A 22,717-nucleotide genomic window follows, 5' to 3' on the forward strand; every position below is an offset into this window, starting at 1 on the left:
AAATGTCAGAAACCGTCAAAGCATGTCGGCAGCCGATTCAAGACGTGTCCGGCGCGCGATGACAGAGATGGACGGAATTGACGTGGACGGGGGGATCGAAATCCGGCGGCCGCGTGCGTCTTTGCTTTGCCGGGGAACCATGCGTCCAAAAACACTTTCGACTCATGCGCGCGGCGTCTCTCCATGGCGCAGCGTCACGCGCGGCTTGTTGCGCGCCGTATTGCTGGCCTCGACGGCGCTGACGGTCGCCGCATATTCGGCTCCGGCGCGGGCTCAGGACGCGACCTGGCTCGCCAGCCCGACCGACAACAATTACGATAACGGCGTCAACTGGAGCAGCGGGACGGCGCCGAGCGGTTCGGCCTCCTTCGGCGTCTCGAACGTAACCAGCCTGTCGATTTCCTCCATTAACACCACGGTGGGGGGCTGGATCTTCGGCGCGGGCGCCTCGAATTACAGCTTTAGCACCGCCGGAATTCTGAGCTTCAACGGCGCCGGCATCATCATCAACGGCGGCAGCGCCACCATCACCAACTACGGCGCTCTGACTTTCGGCGCCGCCAGCACCGCCGGCAGCGCCACCATTACCAACAACGCCGGCCTGTACTTCCGCCACAACAGCACGGCCGGTAGCTCGGCCATCACCAACAACGACGGCCTGTACTTCTACGCCACCAGTACTGCAGGTAGTGCCGCGATTATCAACAACGACATCTTGGGTTTCTTTGACACCAGCACGGCAGGTAGTGCCACCATCACCAACCACGGCGGCCTGACTTTCTACGCCACCAGCGCGGCCGGCAGTGCCAACATCACCAACCACCACAACGTGAGTTTCTCGCGAACCAGCACGGCCGACGGCGCTACCATCACCAACTACGGCAGCTTGGGTTTCTCGGAAACCAGCACGGCCGGCGGCGCCAACATCACCAACAACATGAGCCTGCAATTCTCCGGCGCGAGCACAGCCGGCAGCGCCACCATCACCAACAACTACGGCCTGTATTTCTCGAACACCAGCACGGCCGGCGGCGCCACCGTCACCAACAACAACGACCTGCAATTCTCCGGCATGAGTTCGGCCGGCAGTGCCACCATCACCAACAACAACGGCCTGTATTTCGCTGGCACGAGCACGGCCGACAGCGCCGCGATCACCAACGACAGAGACCTGTCGTTCCACGCCACCAGCACGGCCGGCAGCGCCACCATCGCCAACGATAGCTACCTGCAGTTCAACGGCAGCAGTACGGCCGGCAGCGCCGCCATCACCAACAACGACAATCTGTATTTCTTCGGCACCAGCACGGGCGGCAGCGCCACCATCGCCAATAACGCCGGCGCCACTGTCGATTTCTCGTCCTCGACGGGCCCCGCCGGCGACAACAGGCTCGGCGCCGGCTCGATCGCCGGCGCCGGCAATTACATCCTCGGTTCCAACGAACTGACGGTCGGCTCGAACAATCAGTCGACCGAGGTGAGCGGCGTCATCTCCGGCGTGGGTGGTTCGCTGGTCAAGACCGGCACCGGCACGCTGACTCTGGCGGGTGCAAACATCTATACCCGCGGCACGACGATTTCGGGCGGCACGCTCCAGATCGGCAATGGCGGGACGACCGGCTCGATCCTGGGCGCGGTCGCCGTGGGCGCGAGCGGAACGTTCGACCTCGTCACCGCGGACACCGCAGACATCACCAGCATCACGAACAGCGGTTCCACATATTTCCGCGACGGCACCAGCGCCGGCAGCACCACCATCACCAACAACAACAACCTGCGATTCTACAACACGAGCACGGCCCGCAGCGCCGTGATCACCAACAACGGCGGTCTGTATTTCGGCAACACCAGCACGGCCGGCGGCGCCGACATCACCAACGACCGCACTCTGACTTTCGGCGGCGCCAGCACCGCCGGCAGCGCCGCGATCACCAACAACGACATCCTGAATTTCTACGACAACAGCACGGCTGGCGGCGCCACCATTACCAACAACGCCGGCGTGGATTACAACGACGACCTGTATTTCTACGACAACAGTACGGCAGGCAGTGCCACAATCACCAACCACGGCGGCCTGATTTTCTCCGCCACCAGCGCGGCCGGCAGCGCCAACATCACCAACTACCGCAACGTGCGTTTCTCGAACACCAGCACGGCCGGCGGCGCCAACATCACCAACTACAGCAGCTTGAGTTTCTCGAACACCAGCACGGCCGGCGGCGCCACCATCACCAACAACGACGGCCTATTTTTCTTCGCCACGAGTTCGGCCGGCAGCGCCACTATCACCAACAACAGCCTCCTGCGATTCACCTTCACCAGCACGGCCGGCAGCGCCACCATCACCAACAACGACGGCCTATATTTCTCCGCCACGAGTTCGGCCGGCAGCGCCACCATCACCACCAACAACAACCTGGTTTTCGACGGCAGCAGTACGGCCGGCAGCGCCGCCATCACCAACAACGCCAACCTGTATTTCCTCGATAGCAGCACGGCCGGCAGCGCCACCATCGCCAATAACGCCGGCGCCACTGTCGATTTCTCGTCCTCGACGGGCCCTGCCGGCGACAAGAGGCTCGGCGCCGGCTCGATCGCCGGCGCCGGCAATTACATCCTCGGTTCCAACGAACTGACGGTCGGCTCGAACAATCTGTCGACCGCGGTGAGCGGCGTCATTTCCGGCGCGGGCGGTTCGCTGGTCAAGACCGGCACCGGCACGCTGACACTGGCGGGTGCAAACACCTATACCGGCGGCACGACGATTTCCGCCGGCACGCTCCAGATCGGCAATGGCGGGACGACCGGCACGATCCTGGGCGCGGTCGCCGTGGGCGCGAGCGGAACGTTCGACCTCGTCACCGCGGACACCGCAGGCATCACCAGCATCACGAACGGTGGCTCCACATATTTCCGCAACGGCACCAGCCCCGGCAGCACCACCATCACCAACAGTCGCGACCTAAATTTCCTCGACGCCAGCACCGCCGGCAGCGCCGCGATCACCAACAACAGCGTCCTGGCGTTCTTCGGCAACAGCACGGCAGGTAGTGCCGCGATCGTCAACCATCCGGGCGGTGCGGTAGACTTCTCGGGCACGAACGGCCCAAACGGCGAGGGCAGGATCAGCGCGGGGTCGATCGCGGGCGCCGGCTCCTATCTACTCGGTGCCAACGAACTGACGGTCGGCTCGAACGATCTCTCCACCGAGGTGAGCGGCGTCATCTCTGGCGTCGGCGGCGCGCTGGTCAAGACCGGCGCCGGCACGCTGACCCTGGCGGGCGAGAACAGCTATACCGGCGGGACGGCGATTTCGGACGGCACGCTTCAGCTCGGCAACGGCGGCGGCACCGGCTCGATCCTCGGCAACGTCGTCAATGACGCTGTGCTCGCCTTCAATCGCTCCGACGCGATCACCTTCGCCGGCGACATCTCCGGCAGCGGCGCGGTGCGGCAGATCGGTTCGGGCACGACTATCCTGACCGGCACCAACCGCTATACCGGCGACACCCTGGTGTCCGGCGGCCGGTTGCAGTTCGGCGATGGCAGCGCCGGCGGTAGCAACACCCTTGGCGGCAACGTCACCGTGACCGGCGGCACGCTGGCGATCCAGACGCCGGCGACCCTGAACGTGGCGCAGACCGTGACCTTGGGCGACAACACCGCTTTGTCGATCAGGGCCGGCGCCAACAGCCCGTCGCTGTCGGCCGAGAGTGTCATGATCGGCAATGGCGTCGCCTTCAACATCAGCGGCATCGACGATGCAAGCCAGCTCGACAAGGTGTTGATCAACACGACGTCCGGCATCGGCGGCGACTTCGCCGGCGTCACCGTCGGCGGCTTCAGCGGCACGGTGGACTACCTCACCGTCTCCACCCGCAAATCAGCCGACACCCTGCAATATCTCGCCAGCTACGGGTTGACCTGGACCGCCGGCAACGATCTCGCCCACGGCACATTCACGCTGACCAACCCGACCGACAGCTTCACGGTCGGCACTGCCCTCGCTGACCATGCCGCCAATCCCGCGACCGGGTGGAACGGCACCGCGCTGACCAAGACCGGCGCGGGCACACTGATCCTGACGGCGGACAGTACCTACAGCGGCGGCACCGCGATCAACGCCGGCACCTTGCAACTCGGCAACGGCGGCGCGACCGGCTCGATATCAGGCGATGTCGTCAATGGCGGCGTGCTCGCCTTCAACCGCAGCAACGTGGCCACCTTCGCAGGTGGCATCTCTGGCAGCGGCGCGGTGCGGCAACTCGGCTCGGGCACGACGATCCTCACCGGCACCAACAGCTATAGCGGCGGTACGACGATTTCGGGCGGCGTGTTGTCGGTGTCGCGCGACGCTAATCTCGGCGCGGTCACGGGCGGCCTGAGCTTCAATGGCGGCACCTTGCGGACGACCGCCAATCTGACCACGAGCCGCGCCGTCGATCTCCTCGGCAGCGGCACGGTCGAAATCGACAGCAACACGACAGCAACCTTCGGCGGCGTCATCTACGGCGCGGGCGCCCTGATCAAGCAAGGTAGCGGTTCGCTCCACCTCACCGCTGAAAACACCTATGCAGGCGGGACCGTCATAACCAACGGCGTGTTGCGGCTGGGTGATGGCGCCACCTCGGGTGCGATCCAAGGCGATGTCGTCAACAACGGCTCGCTCTACTTCGACCGCTCCGACAACGTGACATTCGCGGGCAATATCTCGGGCAGCGGCCTGGTGCAGCAACTCGGCACCGGCACGCTGACCCTGACGGGCGCCAACAGCTATAGCGGCGGCACGACGATTGCGGGCGGCACGCTCCAGGTCGGCAATGGCGGCGCGACCGGCTCGATATCAGGCAATGTCGTCAACGACGGCGTGCTCGCCTTCAACCGGACCGGGACGCTGACGCTTGCCGGCGACATCTCCGGCAGTGGCGCGGTGCGGCAGATCGGCTCGGGCACCACCATCCTGACCGGCACCAATACCTACAGCGGCGATACCTTCGTGTCCGGCGGCCGGCTGCAGTTCGGCGACGGCAGCGCCGGCGGCAGCAACACGCTCGGCGGCAATGTTACCGTGACCGGCGGCACGTTGGCGATCCAGACGCCGGCGACGCTGAACGTGGCGCAGAACGTCAGCTTCGACAACAATCCCACTTTGTCCGTCGTGGCCGGCGCCAACGGGCCGGCGCTGTCGGCCGGCAGCGTCACGATCGGCAACGGCGTCACCTTCGACATCAGCGGCATCGACGATGCGAGCCAGCTCGACAAGGTACTGATCGACACGACATCCGGCATCGCCGGCGATTTCGCCGGTGTCACCATCGGCGGGTTCAGCGACACGGTCGATTATCTCACGGTCTCCACCCGCAAGTCGACCAACAGCCTGCAATACCTCGCCAGCTATGGCTTGAGCTGGGCGTCGGGCAACAATCTCGCCAGCGGCACGTTCACGCTGACCAACGCCACGGACAGCTTCACGGTTGGAACCGTGCTCGCCGACCAGGCGGCCAACCCGGCGACTGGGTGGAACGGCACCTCGCTGACCAAGGCCGGCACGGGTACGCTCACCCTGACCGGCGACAACACCTATAGCGGCGGCACGACGATTTCGGGCGGCGTGTTGTCGGTGTCGCGCAACGCCAATCTCGGTGCGGTCACGGGCGGCCTGACCTTCACGGGCGGCACGCTCGCGACCACGGCGAGTTTCGACACCGCCCGTTCGATATCGCTGACACAGGCGGGACGCTTCGACGTTCTGGGCGGTACCGAGCTCGGCCTGACGGGCGTGGTCTCGGGCAGCGGCGATCTCGTCAAGAGCGGCGCCGGCACGCTGCGGCTCGACAACAGCACCAATGCCTACGGCAACACGCTTGTTGCGGCGGGCACACTGGTCGGCAATGCCGGCTCGATCTCGGGCAGTATCGGCAATGCCGGCACGGTCGTTTTCGACCAGGCCGGCAATGCGAGCTTCGCCGGCGGCATCGCGGCGCTCGATGGCACGCCCGGCGTGATGGTCAAACGCGGAGCGGGCGCACTGACGCTGACCGGTACGTCCTCGCTCGACTGGACTGTCGAGACCGGCCGGCTGATCGCCTCGGCCGAGCGTTTCGGCGGCAATGTCGCCATCGCCTCCGGCGCGTCCTTCACCTTCGACCAGGCCGTGAACGCGGCCTATGCCGGCGTGATGTCGGGCACTGGCGGTTTCAACAAGACCGGCGCGGGCCTGCTCGACCTGACCGGCGACTCCTCCGGCTTCAGCGGCACCACCACGGTTGCAGGCGGGACTCTGGTCGTAAACGGCGCGCTCGGCGGCACGCTGGACGTGCTGACGGCCGGTCGTTTGCAGGGCATTGGAACGGTCGGCAATACGACCGTTGCGGGCACGATAGCGCCGGGCAACTCGATCGGCACGCTCAACGTCGCCGGCAACGTCACCTTCAATCCCGGCTCGATCTACGAGGTCGAGGTCAATGCGGCGGGCCAATCCGACAGGATCGTCGCCGGTCGCAACGCGACGATCAACGGCGGCTCGGTAAAGGTGTTGGCGGGTGCAGGCAGCTACGCGCCGCAAACCCGGTACACGATCCTCACAGCCAACGCGCCAAGCGGCCGGTCGGGCACTTTCAGCGGCGTGACCTCGAACCTTGCCTTCCTCGATCCCTCGCTCAGCTACGACGCCAACAACGTCTATCTGACGATGACGCGAAACAGCATCGAATTTGCCGCCATCGGCATAACCCCGAACCAGATCGCCACCGGCGGCGGCATTGAGAGCCTTGGCTTCGGCAACCCGGTCTACAACGCGGCGCTGAACCTCTCGGCCGATCAGGCGCAATATGCCTTCGACCAGCTCTCGGGCGAGATCCACGCCTCGGCCAAGACGGTGCTGATCGAGGACAGCCGCCTCATCCGCAACGCCGTCACCGACCGCATCCGCGCCGCTTTCGACACGGTCGGGGCGTCGGGCATCGTCACGACCTATGTCGACGGCAAGCCGGTGATGGTGAAAGCAAACACCGATCGCGTCGCGGTCTGGGGCCAAGGCTTCGGTTCCTGGGGCCACGCGAGCGGCGACGGCAACGCGGCCCGTCTCAACCGCTCGACGGGAGGCTTCTTCATCGGCGCCGATGCGCCTGTGTTCGACACCTGGCGCTTCGGCGCGGTCGCCGGCTACAGCCGCACGAGCTTCGACGTGAAGGATCGCCGCTCCTCCGGCGCGAGCGACAACTACCATGTCGGCCTCTACGGCGGCACGAGTTGGGGTATCTCGGGGGGCGATGTCGCCTTTCGCACAGGTGCCGCCTACACCTGGCATGACATCGCGACCTCGCGGAACGTCATCTTCCCCGGCCTCGGCAACAGCCTGAAGGGCGACCACAATGCCTCCACCGCGCAGGTCTTCGGCGAACTCGCCTATGGCGTCGGCGCAGGCGGCGCGAGGTTCGAGTCCTTCGCCAACTTCGCCTATGTCAACCTACGCACCGACGGCTTTACAGAACAGGGCGGAGCGCCGGCGCTGACCGGCGCGTCCTTCAGCACCGACGCGGCCTTCACCACGCTCGGCCTGCGCGCCTCGACCACCTTCGACTTCGGCGGCGCGACCGTGACGGCCAAGGGCATGATCGGCTGGCGTCATGCGTTCGGCGATACGATACCGCTTTCGACCATGCGCTTTGCCGGCGGCGGCGATGCGTTCAGCATCGGCGGCATTCCGATCATGCGCAATGCAGCGGTGATCGAAGCCGGCCTCGACTACGCCGTCACGCCCAACGCCACTCTGGGCGTCTCCTATGGCGGCCAGTTCGGATCGGGCGTGTCCGACCAGTCGGCCCGCGTCAACGTCAACGTGACGTTCTGATGGGCGGCGGCGTCGAACGACTAAATCCGAATGCTCTTTCTGCACCAGACCTGTATGCTGCTGGACATCCTTGATCCCTGTCGACCATCCTCACCTACGTGCCGCCAGTCCCGCGGATCTAACGGCGTGCACGCGCTTCCAGCCCTATACTCGCGGAAGTCGAGGTTCATGGTGACGATGATGAAGCTATGCGCGTAGATTCTGCAACGTCTGCTTCTCGGTAGACTCTGAATGTCCGGCGTTAGCGCGTCTCGAGCAGGTAACCGGTTGTGGTTTTTCGGGCGGGATGGGAGATGGTGATACCGCGCCGACGTCCGCCGGTGCGCTTTGAGGAAGCGTCCCCCGAAATGGGGGCTCCGCGGGCGCCGGCGCGATGCCGACGGCGCGGAGCGAGGCAGCGACCGGGCGCTGCTGCTGCAGGCGGGTGCAAGCCATCATCGTAACCGCCACCATTCAGGTCAAAGCGGCGCATTCCAGTTCTGTGAGCGGCCCGAGCAGACCCAGTCCTTGCCGCTCTGAAGCGAGCCGACATAGCGGAAGCGCGCAATCATGCGGCGGTCGGCGTTACTCGTGTTCCAGACCTTGGTCCGGCCGGCCGGCAGCCCGTCGGCGCCGCAATCCCGCGAGCCGTTGGCGCGGTGGATGCAGAACTTGATGTAGACCCGCGAGCCGCAATTATTGGTCATCCGGGCCGAGAGGAGGCGACCGTTCTCCAGCCACTGGACCTGCCCCCGCACGCATTGGCGCGGCGCGCTGTAACAGCCGTCCTTGTCCGCGCTCTGGGCGGAGGCCTGACCTTGGAAGACGAGTGCCGTGACTGCGGCGGCGAAAAGCGATCTGCATATCGATGGTGTCATCAAAGCGTCCTTGTGTCCTCGTGCGGGCTTGGCGTCAGCTAGCGCCAGCGGCGGACGTGCGTCTTCACCCGTTCGGGTGAGACATCGCACGGGACGAGGAAGCGTCAGAACCGTGCGGAGGTCGCGAGCCGGACGAGGGCGGCCTGGCTGCTGACGCCGGTCTTCGCATAGACCGCCTTGAGCTGGCTGCGGATCGTTTCCCTGGCCAGCTCTGCCTTTTCGGCAATTTGCGCGATCGATTGCCCGCCGGCGATCTCGATGAAGACTCGGGCCTCCGCATTGGAGAGCTTCAGGGCCCGGGCGAGGGCCGCCAGATCGCCAGGCTGCGGAGACTTCGGCAACGTCTCCATGACGAGGATGACTGAGGTGCCGGCGAGATATTCCGAGATCTGATCCTGCAAGACGCGGATGAGCGAGAGCTTGGCGCCGGGCAGGTAGCTGGCCCAGGTCCTTGGGCCAGCATAGCCGCGCGCGAGCATTGTCGCGAGCATCTCCTGTGCCGCGGTGTCGACGACACGCAGCGTGCCAAGCGCAGACATTCGCACATGTTCGCCGGCCGCGAGCCAGCTCCGGCCGGTCTCCGAGGCCGTTCTGATCTTCAGGCCTTCGCCGACGACGATGACGCCGACATCGAGCGCGTCGAACAGCGAGGCCGTGATGCCGGCCTCCACGTTGTCGAAGCGGTTGGTTCGGTAGTGCCGAAAGGCCCGGCGCAGATGCGGTGCGAGCATCGTCAGCTGCCGGGCGGCGGCGTCGTTCCTGTCCGCGTCCGCGCTGCTGGTCAGCGTACTGATGAGGAATGAGCAGCTGGAATCGTGAAACAAGGTCGCGCCGATGCCGGCCTCAAAGCCGAAGCCATTGATGAAGCTATAATACTCGTGCCGAAGAAAGCACCGGCGATCGATGAGTTGCTCGCCGGTGATGCCGATTCCGATGGGCGTTTCGGCGAGCTTCTGCATCCAGGGATTGATACTGGAGTAGTGCGCGGAATAATCGCGCAAGGCGACCGGGTCGAAGCCGGAGGCGAGCGAAGCGGCACCCTGGCCGGTACGATGATCATGGAAGAAAAGGGTCGAAGCCGCGCCGGGGAGCGTCTCGTTCAGCTTGTTCAGGAATTGTTGCCAAGTCGCCTCGCCGACAAGTGAAGCGTAGATCAGGTCGATCAGGTCAGATGTTGTTTCGGGTGCGTGGAGCATCGTTTCAGGCGGGCAAGCTTCTCATCGACAACTATAGATATAATCATGCCGCAGCGTCATATTGCAAGAGCGTGATCTCTGTCGACCGAACCGTTCCACCATTGGTAAAGCTGCTCGGCGTCGTCGTCGTGCCGAAGGTCACGGCGATCGCCGCCGCACCCGTCAGCATGGGCGGCCCGGTGAAGGTCGTGTTGCTGTCGGTTCCGGCATTGCCGATCACGAAGTTGAATGGCGCGCCCCGTGTGAGCGCGGTCGCCCCGTTGGGCCCGGCCCGTGCCGGCGAGATGGCCGTCGGGACCAAAGCTGCGGCCGCCGCTCCGGGAAACGCTACGCCTCTGCCAGGCGCGGCCAGGGAAGCGGCGCCGAGGACGCCTTTGAGGGCATCACGGCGCGAGTGACGAGGCTATTGGCGCTTGTCATTGGAGATCTCCTTGTCGCGGGAGCTTTGATTTAGGCACTTAGAGTTCATCTAAGTTATGCGTGACTTGTTAACGCATTTGACGATAACGATGAAACGAGACTTGACGCGGATCGTCCAAGGAAAACCGCCAAAATGAGATTGCGGTCTGTTGCGGCACTTTTAGCCATCCTGCTGGGTAATGCTGATGGTGCCTATGCTCAGGCGTTGCCGTCCTACATGACTCCGATTTCCGGGCTCACAACGACGACGGATGCCGAAACGGCAACCAAGGACATCCTGGCACTCAACACGGGAATGTTCGAGCTTTATAGCGAGGCGGCGAAGGTGTTTCGCGTCAATATCCTCGCCAAGCACCCCGTGATCCTTGGCCTGTTCTCGGGCGCGGGCGGGCGTTTCACGCTGTATCAGCCTGGAAAGCCGCCGGTCGATGCACCGCCGGTGCCGATGCCCTATCAGTTGCTCAAATCCGTCGCACACAGCACCCTGGCGCTGGCCGAGGTCGCCGGGCCATATGTCGACAACCCCGGCAACAAGTCATGGCGCGGGTCGATGCTGGCCTATCGCAGCCGGATGCAGTCGGCACTCGACGGTCTTGATTTGACCCCGATGCAGGCCGACTGGCGCGAGAACAACCGCATTATCCTGCAGAACAATCTCGCTTTCATGGACGATTGCACCGAGAAGGGCATGATCGCCTTCGATGTGCTGGAGAGGTTCGGCAGAAAGCAGGCGCCTTATCTGGCCAAGACTGTCGCATGGGCAGCGCAGATCCAGGTCAATCACTGGATGACGGTGCTGGCCGACTGGAAGACGATGCTGGGTCCGGACTGGGACAAGACCTATGCCGCCAGCAACACCATTTATGCGACTCGCCAGAACAATGTGCTGTTCAGCGTGCTGGCGCAGTTTTTTCCGCCGGAAGCGATGAACGACCGGCTGCTGCTGATCGAGACCGCGTCCTTCACCACGACCCAGGCCGATATGCTGGACTCGCTGACCCGCATCATCGCCGATCGCTCGGTCGGCTCGTTGTTGTTCGGCCATTATCGTTTGACGGATTACGAACTGATGGGGGGAGATGCGCGCGCCGCCATCATCGCCGAGAGCGCCAGGCGCGGCATGACGCCATTCCTGCCGCCGGTGGTGCCGTTCGGCTCCAGTCAGTGGCCGATGCTGATCACGACCGGACCAGGGCCCGCATCCATCGCCGACCTCCAATAGGCTTGGCCGAGCAGCAAGCAACTGTTGATTGGGGGGAATGCATGGATACCTCGCGCCGCGAGTTCATGAAGTGGGTCTCTGCAGGAGGCATCACGCTCAGCTTGTCCCGGCTGGCAATGGCGGAGCCGATTGCGTTCCCGGAACGCGCGACCTTGCCGGGGCACGGCAAATGGAATCCGGCGGTCGGTGCCGCCGGACGCGTCGACGGCGTCGCCAAGGTCACGGGATCGAAGCTCTACGCATCGGATTTCCGTGCGTCCGACCTGCCGGGTTGGCCGGCCCGGACCTCGCATGCGCTGCTGGTCCGCGCACCCGATGCAACACATGTCTATCTCGGCATGGACCTCGCGCGGCTGAGCGGCGCGCTGAGACCGACGGTCATCGTCACCGCGGCCGATCTCGCGGAAATCAACACGCGCGTGCCCGCCTTCTACGAAGGCGATCTGTTCTGTCCGGTCGGAAGGACACCTCTGTATCTGGGACAGCCGGTGGCGTTGCTGATCTTCGAGCAGTTCGATGCCTATGATCGTGCGCGGCTGCTGCTGCGTGACGGCACCTTCGTGCAATTCGGCGAAGAAACCGGCGCGGTGGAGATGCCCAACTACGCCGCGTTCCGGTTCACGCGCGTCGCTGGCGCAACGCCGGACGCAGCCGACGCCTATTCGCCGATCCTGGCTGGCTGGGTCAGCCCTGGCCGCGTCCAGAGCACGGCCTTGCCGGTGTGGTCGTCGCTCGCCCAGAGGTCCGATGCATCTTACAAAGAGGCCGCGGTCCATGGCGACCGGATCCGTGCCGAGATCACGGCAAGCGAAGCATCCGATCTGGTGCTGAACCGGACCTTCGACACCCAGTCCGTTGATCCGATGTTCCTGGAACCGGAGTGCGGTCTCGGCTGGTACAGCCGGCAAACCAAGGCGCTCGAACTGGTGCTTGGCGTGCAGTCGCCCTATGAGGCGGCCGAAGCCGTGGCCTACCTGTTCGGCGAAGCGAAAGCCCCTTTCAAGCCCGGCAATATCAACGCGCAGTTCGCTTATGTCGGCGGCGGCTTCGGCGGCAGGGATCATACGCCGTTCGTTCTGTATGTCGCGCTGGCCTCGATGTTCTTTCCCGACCGTCCCGTGCGGCTCGCGCATGATCGCTATCAGCAGTTTCAGGGCGGTATCAAGCGCCACGCGATCAATATGAAGTCGCGAATATCGGTCGATCGCGCGACCGGCAAGATCAAGGCGTTTGCAGCCGATCACGTCCTCGACGGCGGCGGACTGGCCAATTTCTCGCCCAATGTCGCGACGGTCGCCGCGACGGCGGCAATTGGCATCTATGATGTGCCGAAGGTCGATGTCACGACGGTCGCGACGCATACCCGCGGCGTGACGGCGGGGTCGATGCGCGGCTACGGCACGCTGCAGACCATGACGGCACTGGAGGTGCTGATCGACGAAGTCGCCACGGCATTGCCGCTCGACCCGATCGATCTTCGGCGGCGCAATGCCCTGAAGCCCGATGGTCGGACCATGACGGGCAATCCCTACGCCGTCTCCGTGCGCACCACGGAGATACTGGACAAGCTCGAGACGCATCCGATCTGGCAGCAGCGCGCGGTGGAGAAGGCGAGCGCACCGAACGATGTTCTGGTCGGCACCGGCGTGGCCTGCGTGACCAAGGATTACGGCACTGGCGGCGACTGTTCGAATGGCCGCGTCGAGCTTAGCCCCGACGGCCGGATCGCCATCTATTGCGACCATGTCGAGATGGGCAACGGCATCGGTACGGCCCTGGCCAATCGCGTCGCGGTGCATCTCGGCGGCATCGCCGACGAAGTCTCGGTGTCGCGGGTCGACGTGTTCGACGCACTGGAACTGGTGACGTCCGGCGATTCCTACACCATGGACCAGAAGACCCAGGACAAGGCCGAGAAGAATCCGCGCTGGGTGCCGGCGATCAGTTCGGCGACCTCGGCTTCGATCGGCGCCCATGTCGGCACCCATGCCGCGGCGGAGGCCGCGCGGGTGATCTTCCGCTTCGGCCTGTGGCCGGCGGCGCTGGCCTTGTGGGGTGTCGCGCCGCGCGATCCGCGGGCCAGGGATTGGGACAAGGTGCAGTGGGCGGACGGCCAGCTGACCGTGCCCGGCCTGCCGCCGCTGCCGCTCGCGACACTCGCCGCCACCGTCCATGCGCGCAATCTCGTCTCCGGCGCCATGGCGCACGGCTTCTCGCGCTGGGCCTGGTCACGCGCTCGCTTCCCCATCGATGGCGAACAGTACAGTGCCGAGATCGATGGGCTTGCGGTGCGGCGCGGAGCGGGCAAGTTCAGGCGCATCAATCGCGTGAGCGTGCTGTTTCCACCGACCAGCAACAACCGGATCGGCACGGTCTACACCTCGATGTGCGGCACGGCCGTGCGTGTCGAGATCGAGAAGGCGACCGGCGCGCTGCGCATCGCCAAGGCCTATAGCGTGTTCGAATGCGGGCAGGCGCTGGTGCCGGAAGTCGTGCTCGGCCAGGCGCAGGGCGGCTTCGCCATGGGCGTCAGCTACGCCCTGCTGGAAACGCTGCCGCCATTCGAGGACGGGCCCGGCAACGGCCAGTGGAATCTCGGACAATATCTGGTGGCGCGCGGATCGGATCTGCCGCTGCGCGATATCGAGATCGAGATATTGCCGCCGCTGACGCCGGACGAGGCACCGAAAGGCATGGCCGAGGTGGTGATGATCCCCGTCGTGCCGGCACTGCTCAACGCCATCCATGACGCCATCGGACATCGCTTCTCCGCGCTGCCGGTCACCCAGGTCATGCTCAAGGGAGTGCTCGCGTGACGACATTGAGCATCACGATCAACGGGCACGCCCACGCACCCACCGAGGTGCGCGACGATCTCAGCATGAACGACTTCCTGCGCGAGTATCTCGGGATGACCGGCACCAAGTTCGGCTGCGGCGCCGCGCAGTGCCTGAGCTGTGCCGTCATCGTCGACGAGCCGGACGGCACCAGCCACACCAGCCCGACCTGCGTGGTCTCGGCTGCGAGCTTTCACGGCAAGGCCATTCGCACCGTCGAGGGGCACGCCAGGAACGGCGAGCTGTCGCCGCTGCAGAAGGCCTTCATCGCGCATTTCTCGTTCCAGTGCGGTTACTGCACGGCCGGCTTTCTCAACGAAGGCCAGGTGCTGCTCGAGCGCCTGGCGAGGGCGCCGGTGCCGCGAGCGGGCCTCGAGGAACTCATCGCCGAGGCGCTCGATGGGCATCTCTGCCGCTGCACCGGCTACATCAAATATCATGAGGCCGTCCGCGACGTGATCCTGACCGATGCGACGCGCTATCTCATTCAGGAGCAACGCGGATGAATGCCGAAAAGCGCGCCAAGGCTCTGGTGATCGTCGCAACGCTCGGCATCAGCATAGTGACGGCCTATGCGGCGAGCCACGAGCCGTCGAAAGGCCTCGCGACGCCGCAGAGCTTCGATGGCATCGCCGATACCGATGCGCGCTCGGCTGCGATCTTCACCGAACTGGGCAAGGTGTTGACGCATCCGCGTTGTGTGAACTGTCATCCCGCTGGCGATCGTCCGCGCCAGGGGGACGCGCGTCGCCTGCACGAGCCGCCGGTCGTGCGTGGTGCCGACGGGCACGGCACTGAGGCCATGCGTTGCAACTCTTGTCACAAGGACACCAATTTTGATCCCGGCCGCATACCCGGCCATTCGGAGTGGCATCTCGCGCCGCGCGAAATGGCGTGGGAGGGCAAGACCGTCGCGGAGATCTGCACGCAGATCAAAGACCCAGCGCGCAACGGTGGCCGCAACGTCGAGGATCTGATCGATCATATCGGCAAGGATACGCTGGTCGGCTGGGCCTGGGCGCCAGGCTACGGCCGCGCGCCTGCACCGGGAACGCAGGCGCAGGCGGGTGCCTTGGTCGAGGCGTGGGCGAAAAGCGGAGCTGCCTGCCCGAATGGATAGCCCGCTGCAAGCGGTTGGATCGGGCTTCCGGCGGCGTTGTCACGTTAGATCACCGGACCGAACGTCGGCGCACAGCTCCGCCAGAAGCGTATCTCGCGACCCCATCACGATTAGCTGCTTATCCGGAAAATCGATACCGAGGCGCGACCGATCGCTGCAACAAGCCGAAATTAATAGCAATCACAGTATTTTAGATCGAATCTAAGGGCGGAGCGGCGGGGCGTTGCTTTGGTGGCGCATCGAGCCATCGCGAGCATCTGCGCAGGTCAGCGCAAAGAACCAGCCCGCGCACGATTGCTATCAAAGGCCCGTTGATAGCGCAGACGGCTCTCAGCCGAGGCCCAGCACCCAATCGCGGTCGACGCGGCGCGGATGCGTCTGCAGACGCAGCTGAAATGCCGCCTCGAATGCCGGCTCGGTCACCATCTCCTGCGCAGGCTTGTCAGCGGTAACCTTGCCACCGTCGAGCAGGACCAGACGGTCACAGAAGCGCAAAGCAAGATCGAGATCGTGCATCACCACAATGACGAGCGCGCGCCCTGCAGCGGCATAGGCTTTCAGCCGTTCCAGCAATGCGAGCCGATGCCGCATATCGAGACTGGCGCCCGGTTCGTCGGCGAGCACGAGAGGTGGTTCGGTCGACAAGGTTGCGGCGAGCATCGTGCGCGCCCGCTCGCCACCGGAAAGCTGGCTCCAGCGGCGGCGTGCCAGTGGATCGACACCATTGCTTCGAAGTATCTCGTCCAGGGTCCGTGCGTCGGTGAGGTTGCGATCCCGGCCGAGTGCCACGATCTCCGCGACCGAGTAATCCCAGGCCGGCTCGAACTGTTGCGGGCAGTATCCGCAGATCGCGCCGCGTTCGCCGGCTTGCCACGCCGCCAGCGGCCGGCCATTCCAGAGCACCTCGCCCCGGCTCGGCCGGCGATAGCCAGCGAGGCAGCGCAGCAATGTCGACTTCCCCGCGCCGTTGGGGCCGAGAATGCCGACGAGCGCGGGCGCGTCGAAGGACAGGCTTAGACCCTCGAGCAGCGCGGTTTCGCCCGCCTTCACGCCTAGATCCCGACATTCGACGCGCATCACGCCCTGAGCCTCCGCGCCAGCAGCAGCAGGAAAAATGGACCGCCGATCAGCGCGGTGACGAGGCCGAGCGGAATCTCCGCTGGAGGCAGAACCGCACGGGCGATGCCGTCGCAGACCGCGACGAGCGCGGCCCCGATCAGCGCACTCGCCGGCATCAGGGCGCGATGGCGCAGGCCGATCCACCAGCGTGCGAGATGCGGCGCGATTAGGCCGATGAAGGCGACCAGGCCTCCGAAGGCCACCGCCGCAGCGACAACTGCGGCGCCGACCAGTACGGCACGGCGCGCGAAACGGGCGGGGTCGAGGCCGAAGGCGAAGGCCTGTTCGTCGCCGAGGCCGAGCAGATCGAGGCCATGCGCCAGCCGGATCGCGAAGAGAAGCCCGGCAGCGACGAGCCCCGCCAACAGCAGCAGGCCGGCGAGGTCCGGCGTCTGGATGCCGCCCAGCGTCCAGCTCAGCACGACCTGGAGGTTCACCGTGTCGTCGGAGAGGGCCAGCATCAGGAAGGACCGGAGCGCACCCAGCATCGCGGCCACCGCGACGCCGGCAAGCAGCAGGCCTGCAGTGTCTGGGCGGCCGTGCAGGCCCGAGACGACCAGAACGAGCCAGGTCGCACCCCAGGCGCCAAGGAAAGAGAGCGCCGCCAGCGCCGGGCCGCCCGGCAGGCCCAGCGGCACGAGGAGCGCGATCGTCGCCCCGATCGCGGCTCCACCGGACGCGCCGAGCAGGTAAGGTTCTGCAAGCGGATTACGGAACACGCCCTGGAAGATCGCGCCGCCGAGCCCCAGCAGCGCGCCGACAAGGGCCGCGGCGAGCACGCGCGGGATGCGCCAGACCAGCAGCAGCCGGCTTTCCATGTCCTGGGCGCCCGCAAGCGCGGAGGCGAGCCGGGCAGGGGACGCCCAATCATGCCCGGCGATCGTCGCAAAGAGCAGGGCGGCTGCAAGTGCCGCGGCGAGGAGGAGGAAGCGGCCCGTCATGAGGTGCTCGCCCGCAGCCGCGCAGCGAGCTTCTCGATGCCATCGACCGTGCGCGGTCCCGGAATCAGGAATTCTGCCCGCGCGACCGTGTAGGCCCGCCCTTCGCGCACGGCGCGCGCCAGCCGCCAGCCCGGCTGCGCCACCATCGCATCGAGGTCCGCCTGCGAACCGGCGAAGAGCAGCACGTCGGGGTCTGCCGCGATGATCGCTTCCGGCGATACATGGGCGACGATGCCGCGCTCCAGCGCGTGCCGCCCGCCGGCCCTGACGATGGCGTCGCCGGTATAGGTGTCGGCCCGGGCGATCAGGACCAGGCCGTTGCCGAGCTTGCCGGTGATCATGACGATGCGTTTTCGGCTTGCCGGTGCCCGGCCTGCCACCGCAGCCAACCGGGCCTCGAGCGCCGCCGCGACCGTCTCGCCGCGCTCCGGCTCGCCGGTCGCCTTCCCGACGAGACGGAGATTGTCCATCACTTCGGTTACGCTGCGGGCGAGCAGGACCATGACCGGCACGCCGAGCCGCGTCATCGGGTCGATGAGCTGGTGCATGGCCTGCCTTGCCGGTGTGACGATCAGCAGGTCCGGGCGTTGCGCCACGACGGCGTCCACCGAGAAGCCGAGCCGGCCGCCGATCTGCGGCTTCTGGGTCATTTCGGGGGGGAAGCGCGTATAGGCCTCGACCCCGACGATGCGATCGACCAGGCCGAGTGCCGTCACCAGCTCGGTGTTCGAGGCGAAGATCGGCACGATGCGCTGCGGCGTACGCGCGATCTCGACCGTCCGGCCGACCGCGTCGGTCAGCCGGATCGGCTCGGCGCTCGCCGGGGCGGCGAGGCCGAGCAGGCCGGCCAGGATGAGCGCGCGGCGCAGCACTCAGAAGCGCGCCTGCAGGCCGGCCTGGAGTTCCAGGCCGGGCATGGAGGTCCCGGTGCCGCCATTGGCGAAGCGGGCATCGAGCTTGTAGGGCCGCTTGTCGGTGCCGATGAAGATCGGATGGTCGTTCTTGTTGAAGAGGTTGTTGACCAGAGCGAACAGCTTCACCCCCTTGGCGATCTCGACCTCGCCGCGCAGGTTCACCACCCAGAACGGGCTCTTGCGGTGGATCCAGTCGCGATTGGGCTCGGCGAAGGGGATCAGCAGGTTTTCCTCGGTGTTGTACCACATCGGCCCGTAGAGCACGCCGGATACCTGCAGCGACCAGGGATATTGCACGCCGCTCTGGCCGAAGCGCGTGCCGATCGCCGCCTGGTATTCGTACATGCGCTCGGGCTTGCGGCTGTTGGCCGTGGCGGCTGCGCCCTTGTCCTCCATGTCGAAGTTCCAGGCGCCGTTGCCGAAGACCGACCAGCGCCAGGCGGTATTGGTGTATCCGGCAAGCTTCAGGATGTCGGCATCGAACTGGAGCTCGACGCCCCGCACCACCACATCGGCGGCATTGTTGGCATAGTCGGAGGTGTTGGCGACGCCGGTTCGGGCCCGGGTGATGATGCGGTCGGAGATGACGTTCTGGAAGATCGCCAGATCCATGCGCCAGCCGTCGCCGGCATAGGCCGCGCCGGCCTCGACCTGCTCGCTGGTCTCGGGCTTCACCGAAGGATTGCCGAAGATGCGGCCGCCGCCCAGCGTATTGAAGTCGGCGGCGAGCTCGGTCGCGGTCGGCGCGCGGAAGCCGGTTGCATAGCCGACGCGGAAGGTCAGCCGGTCGGTCGCCTTGAAGGTCGCGCCGGTCGACCAGGTCGTGGCCTGGTAATCGACTTCGCGCGGGCGTTGGGCTGCGAGGTTGGGCGTGTATTCGAAGCTCGTGGTGCCGAAGGTGCGGCGCACGCCGGCGCGCAGCGTCAGGCGCTCGTCGAAGAGCTTCTGCGAATCCTCGATATAGAAGGCGTTGACCGTCTCGGACTGGTTGTTGTCCTGCGGCGAGACCGGGGCCAGCGGGTTGCCGGGCACGCCGATGCGGTCGCGCGTCGAGCGCAGCGTGCTGCGTTCCCAGTCCCAGCCGGCGAGCAGGTCGTTGCCGGCCCAGAGCGTCATGCTCGGCTGGAAGCGCGTGCCGACGACGTTGAGCTCGCGGCGGTTGTAGTCGGCCGCGGTGCCCGGCGCCGGCAGGCCGTTGCCACCGCGGATCACCGGCGAGGCCCAGCGGAAACTGTCGACGTCCTGCACGGCATAGCCCTGCAGCATCCAGCGATACTGGCCGCCGGGCAGCTGGCCGCGATAGGTCACGTCGAAGGAGTTGTTGTAGCGGTCTTCCTGGCTGATCGTGTTGGCGCCGGAGCCGCGGAAGCCGACATCGTAGATGCCGTCGGTGCGCAGCGTCGCCTCGACGCGATGGTCGGGGTTGATCTGCAGGCCAAGCGCGCCCGCGACGCCGAGCCGCTTCCAGCCGGTATTGACCATGGTCGAGCCGCCGCGGCCCGAGTGATAGTCGTCGCGCGTGCCGCCGGAGATGCCGGCATAGTAGTCGATGCGGTCATAGAGCCCGCCGGTCTGGGCCTTGCCCCGCAGCAGCCCCCAGGAGCCGCCGGCGCCCTCGATCATGGTGCCGGGCGCAGTGCGGCCGGTCTTCAAGATGATGTTGATCACGCCGCCGATGTTCTGGCTGCCATAGACCACGGAGGAGGGGCCGCGGATGATCTCGATGCGCTCGACATCGGCGGTCGAGAGCTTGGAGAGGTTCGCCGTGCCGGCGCGCCGGCCGTTCATCAGCACCAGCACCTGGCTGCGGAAGTCCTTGCCCTGGCCGTCGGTGGCGCCGCCGCGGATGTTGATCGACGTCTGGCCCGGCGTCCACTGGCTGAAGAAGCCGACGGCGTTCTCCGCGAGGAGATCGGTGACCGACTGCGCGTGGGCGCGGTCGATCTGCGCGGCGTCGAGCACCTGGACGGTACCGGGAATGCTGCTGCGCGGCTCGGGGCGGCCGGTCGCCGTGACGACAAGCTCGTCGAGCTTGATCTCGGTCTGCGCGGCGGCGGGAAGCGCGAGGAGGCCGAGGGCCAGGCTCGTGGCGCCGAGGAGGGTGGTCTTGAGGGCGTGGCGGCGGATCATGACAAGGTCCAGACGAGAACGGCCGAGCGGCGATGGCAGGACAGTCGGAAGCCGCCCGGAACCGGTTCGGCCTGTTTCGTGAGATGGGCGAGAAGCGCTGGGCGCCGGGAATCGTCCGGCGCCCAGCCCAGCCGGTCGGCCTGGAAGGTGGCGAAGCGCCCGAGCTCCGACAGGACGAGCGAGAAGGTCCAGTCGGTCGCGTCGGAGCGGTCGGGCAGATCCCCGCCAAGCTGCGGCAGGACGCGTTCGATGCCGGGCGTCTCGTCCTCGCCATGCCATTCGCGCGGCAGGCAGGCGGCCAGGATCAGCCCCTTGGGGCCCTGCTGCGCGGGCACGACCCAGATGATCCGGCGGCGCGCCCATTGCCGGCAGCGTGCGTGGAAGCGAGGGGCATCGCCGAAATAACCCGGCATGGTCGCGGCCAGCACCGTATCCGCCGGCTCGCAGGCGACGGCGGGCTCGTCCCAACCCGCCGGAATCACGGCTGGCGGGTGCGCAAGCGCGGCGAGGCGCCCCTGCATGGTCGGCGAGGGCTCGATCGCGGTCCATTTCCGGCCCGGCCGGCGCAGTGCGGCGCCGAGCTGCCCGCCGCCGGCACCGATATCGACGAGATCGCCGATATCCGGAACCAGCTGGCGGATCAGCGGCGCGACGCGCGCCACATAGTCGGAGGAATCGATGGCGCTGGCATAGAGCGCGAGCGGATCGAGCGCGACGGCAGGGGCGAGCTCGCGAGAAGGCAAGGCAGTCATGCGATGCTTAATAATGAAACATTATAACATTGCAAATGCAATAGCGCCCGCGCTGCCTGAGGCGCACTCGCACTGCAGCGCCGACGGCAATCCGCCCCCAGCGGGCCAGTTTTATCCATGGTCACGGTCGACAGCCCCTCGCTGATGCGGGCGGGGCTAGGTGGACGCTCACTGAGAGAACGGGCCGGCGAGGGCGCGCGTCTCGGCGGCGACCCGCCGGGCACCCCGCCAGCGCGACATCCTCACTGCTGTCGAGGCAGGTCTCCTGGCTCGCGGGTCGTCGCTTCCGGCCGTCTTCCCGGCGCGGACGCCAGTGACTTCATGGCCGGAAACTCACCGCTCACAGTTGCGGGGGCAGCTCCGGGTTTCGCGCAAGACCGCGCGTCACCGGATTCCCTCTTAGCTCCGGATCGCTCCGGAGACCTCGACGCCAGCAGCCTAGATGGCGAGATTGTGGCGTCAAGCTGTCAGTCGCGTGTCGAGGATTGCGTTGTGGATGGGAGCGACAAACGTGCCATGTACGGGGCAACCCGGGGCGATCAAAGGACGTGGCGCAGCACCATCTCCAGCCCCAGCAGCATCAGGCAGATCAGGAAGCCCCGGCGGAAGGCGGCCGGGCTGATCAGCCTCCGCACGAACTGCCCTGCCCACATGCCGGCAAGGGCGGGCACGACCGCGAGGGCCGAAAGCGTGATTTGGTCGAGCTGGAATGAGCCGCGCGCCCCGAGGCCGATCGCCAGTGCGATCGTCGATATGGTGAAAGACAGCCCGAGCGCCTGGACGAGATCGTCCTTCTCGAAGCCGAGAGCCTGGAGATACGGTACCGCGGGAATGACGAAGACGCCGGTGCCGCCGGTCACGGCGCCTGTTGTCGCGCCGATGGCCGGCGACAGCCAGGCCTCGAGGCGCTTCGGCACTTCGAGCTGGCGCGCGAACAGCGTGTAGGCCGAATAGATGACGAGTGCGCTGCCGAGAGCGACGCTCGTCAGGCGCGTATCGCCACTGGCCAGCAGCGAGGTGCCCAGCACCGTCCCGACGACGATGGCGAGCATCATCGGCCAGAGCCTGCGGATGAGCGGGCCGAGGCTGGGGCCGGCAAGGAGCTGCCAGAGATTGGTCACGAATGACGGGATGATCAGCAGGCTCGCCGCTGCAAGAGGCGAGACGATGGCGCCGAGCACGCCCATCGCCACCGTCGGCAGCCCCATGCCGGTCACGCCCTTGACGATGCCCGCGGCGAAGAAGGTGGCGGCGACGGCGATGAGGAGTGGGGTCGAGAGATCGAACATCAGCTCTGGATAGGCCGGCTGACGGCGCATGCAATGCGGATTCTCCGTAGCCTGCCTTCGGTTCG

At 66.1% G+C, this 22,717-nt stretch carries 14 protein-coding genes and 1 riboswitch; of the genes, 5 read left to right on the forward strand and 9 right to left on the reverse strand.

The window, feature by feature from the left end; genetic code table 11:
- Positions 1-139: 139 nt before the first annotated feature.
- Positions 140-7,855 carry an autotransporter-associated beta strand repeat-containing protein gene (locus tag ASE63_RS28425; protein ID WP_156410354.1) on the forward strand — a complete coding sequence of 2,572 codons (7,716 nt, stop codon included), beginning with the start codon at positions 140-142 and terminating at the stop codon, positions 7,853-7,855.
- A 458-nt stretch (positions 7,856-8,313) separates the two neighbouring features.
- Here ASE63_RS28425 and ASE63_RS27265 read toward each other — a convergent pair whose 3' ends face one another.
- The 3 genes from ASE63_RS27265 to ASE63_RS14380 all read right to left on the reverse strand — a co-directional run bounded on the left by ASE63_RS27265 (position 8,314) and on the right by ASE63_RS14380 (position 10,209).
- Entirely contained in the window at positions 8,314-8,712 is a 399-nt protein-coding gene (locus tag ASE63_RS27265; protein WP_156410355.1) for a hypothetical protein, read from the reverse strand.
- A 104-nt stretch (positions 8,713-8,816) separates the two neighbouring features.
- The gene (locus ASE63_RS14375; protein ID WP_056802213.1) at positions 8,817-9,908 is read right to left on the reverse strand and encodes a LuxR C-terminal-related transcriptional regulator; all 1,092 of its coding nucleotides are present in this window, start codon (positions 9,906-9,908) and stop codon (positions 8,817-8,819) included.
- A 43-nt stretch (positions 9,909-9,951) separates the two neighbouring features.
- Positions 9,952-10,209 carry a hypothetical protein gene (locus tag ASE63_RS14380; RefSeq protein ID WP_056802216.1) on the reverse strand — a complete coding sequence of 86 codons (258 nt, stop codon included), beginning with the start codon at positions 10,207-10,209 and terminating at the stop codon, positions 9,952-9,954.
- 252 nt (positions 10,210-10,461) lie between these two features.
- Between ASE63_RS14380 and ASE63_RS14385 the strand changes: the two genes are divergently transcribed.
- Genes ASE63_RS14385 through ASE63_RS14400 form a run of 4 tightly spaced genes read left to right on the forward strand, consistent with a single transcriptional unit; the run spans position 10,462 to position 15,507 of the window.
- The gene (locus ASE63_RS14385; protein WP_056802217.1) at positions 10,462-11,550 is read left to right on the forward strand and encodes a hypothetical protein; all 1,089 of its coding nucleotides are present in this window, start codon (positions 10,462-10,464) and stop codon (positions 11,548-11,550) included.
- 41 nt (positions 11,551-11,591) lie between these two features.
- The gene (locus tag ASE63_RS14390) at positions 11,592-14,366 is read left to right on the forward strand and encodes a molybdopterin cofactor-binding domain-containing protein (RefSeq protein WP_056802219.1); all 2,775 of its coding nucleotides are present in this window, start codon (positions 11,592-11,594) and stop codon (positions 14,364-14,366) included.
- Positions 14,363-14,893 (forward strand): 2Fe-2S iron-sulfur cluster-binding protein, encoded by a 531-nt coding sequence (locus tag ASE63_RS14395; protein WP_056802221.1) that lies wholly within the window; start codon positions 14,363-14,365, stop codon positions 14,891-14,893. Before ASE63_RS14390 ends, ASE63_RS14395 begins: the two co-directional genes overlap by 4 nt.
- Positions 14,890-15,507: a hypothetical protein gene (locus ASE63_RS14400; RefSeq protein WP_056802223.1), complete on the forward strand. Its 618-nt coding sequence runs from the start codon at positions 14,890-14,892 to the stop codon at positions 15,505-15,507. Before ASE63_RS14395 ends, ASE63_RS14400 begins: the two co-directional genes overlap by 4 nt.
- A 330-nt stretch (positions 15,508-15,837) precedes the next feature.
- On the opposite strand, the gene ASE63_RS14405 is transcribed toward ASE63_RS14400, so the two are convergent.
- From ASE63_RS14405 to ASE63_RS14430, 6 genes are all read right to left on the reverse strand, one after another.
- Positions 15,838-16,584: an ABC transporter ATP-binding protein gene (locus ASE63_RS14405; RefSeq protein ID WP_056802225.1), complete on the reverse strand. Its 747-nt coding sequence runs from the start codon at positions 16,582-16,584 to the stop codon at positions 15,838-15,840.
- The gene (locus tag ASE63_RS14410; RefSeq protein ID WP_056802227.1) at positions 16,584-17,567 is read right to left on the reverse strand and encodes an iron ABC transporter permease; all 984 of its coding nucleotides are present in this window, start codon (positions 17,565-17,567) and stop codon (positions 16,584-16,586) included. The genes ASE63_RS14405 and ASE63_RS14410 overlap by 1 nt, the downstream gene beginning before the upstream one ends.
- Positions 17,564-18,439 (reverse strand): ABC transporter substrate-binding protein, encoded by an 876-nt coding sequence (locus ASE63_RS14415; RefSeq protein ID WP_156410357.1) that lies wholly within the window; start codon positions 18,437-18,439, stop codon positions 17,564-17,566. Before ASE63_RS14415 ends, ASE63_RS14410 begins: the two co-directional genes overlap by 4 nt.
- Entirely contained in the window at positions 18,440-20,611 is a 2,172-nt protein-coding gene (locus tag ASE63_RS14420) for a TonB-dependent receptor (RefSeq protein WP_056802230.1), read from the reverse strand.
- On the reverse strand, positions 20,608-21,363 hold the full coding sequence (locus tag ASE63_RS14425; RefSeq protein WP_056802233.1) for a hypothetical protein: 756 nt from the start codon (positions 21,361-21,363) through the stop codon (positions 20,608-20,610). Before ASE63_RS14425 ends, ASE63_RS14420 begins: the two co-directional genes overlap by 4 nt.
- Before the next feature lie 237 nt (positions 21,364-21,600).
- Positions 21,601-21,805, reverse strand: a riboswitch (cobalamin riboswitch).
- Positions 21,806-21,902: 97 nt separating this feature from the next.
- The gene (locus ASE63_RS14430; RefSeq protein ID WP_056802292.1) at positions 21,903-22,652 is read right to left on the reverse strand and encodes a sulfite exporter TauE/SafE family protein; all 750 of its coding nucleotides are present in this window, start codon (positions 22,650-22,652) and stop codon (positions 21,903-21,905) included.
- Positions 22,653-22,717 lie beyond the last annotated feature (65 nt).

Origin of the sequence: Allobosea sp. Root381, assembly GCF_001429395.1 — a bacterium.
Taxonomy (GTDB): domain Bacteria; phylum Pseudomonadota; class Alphaproteobacteria; order Rhizobiales; family Beijerinckiaceae; genus Allobosea.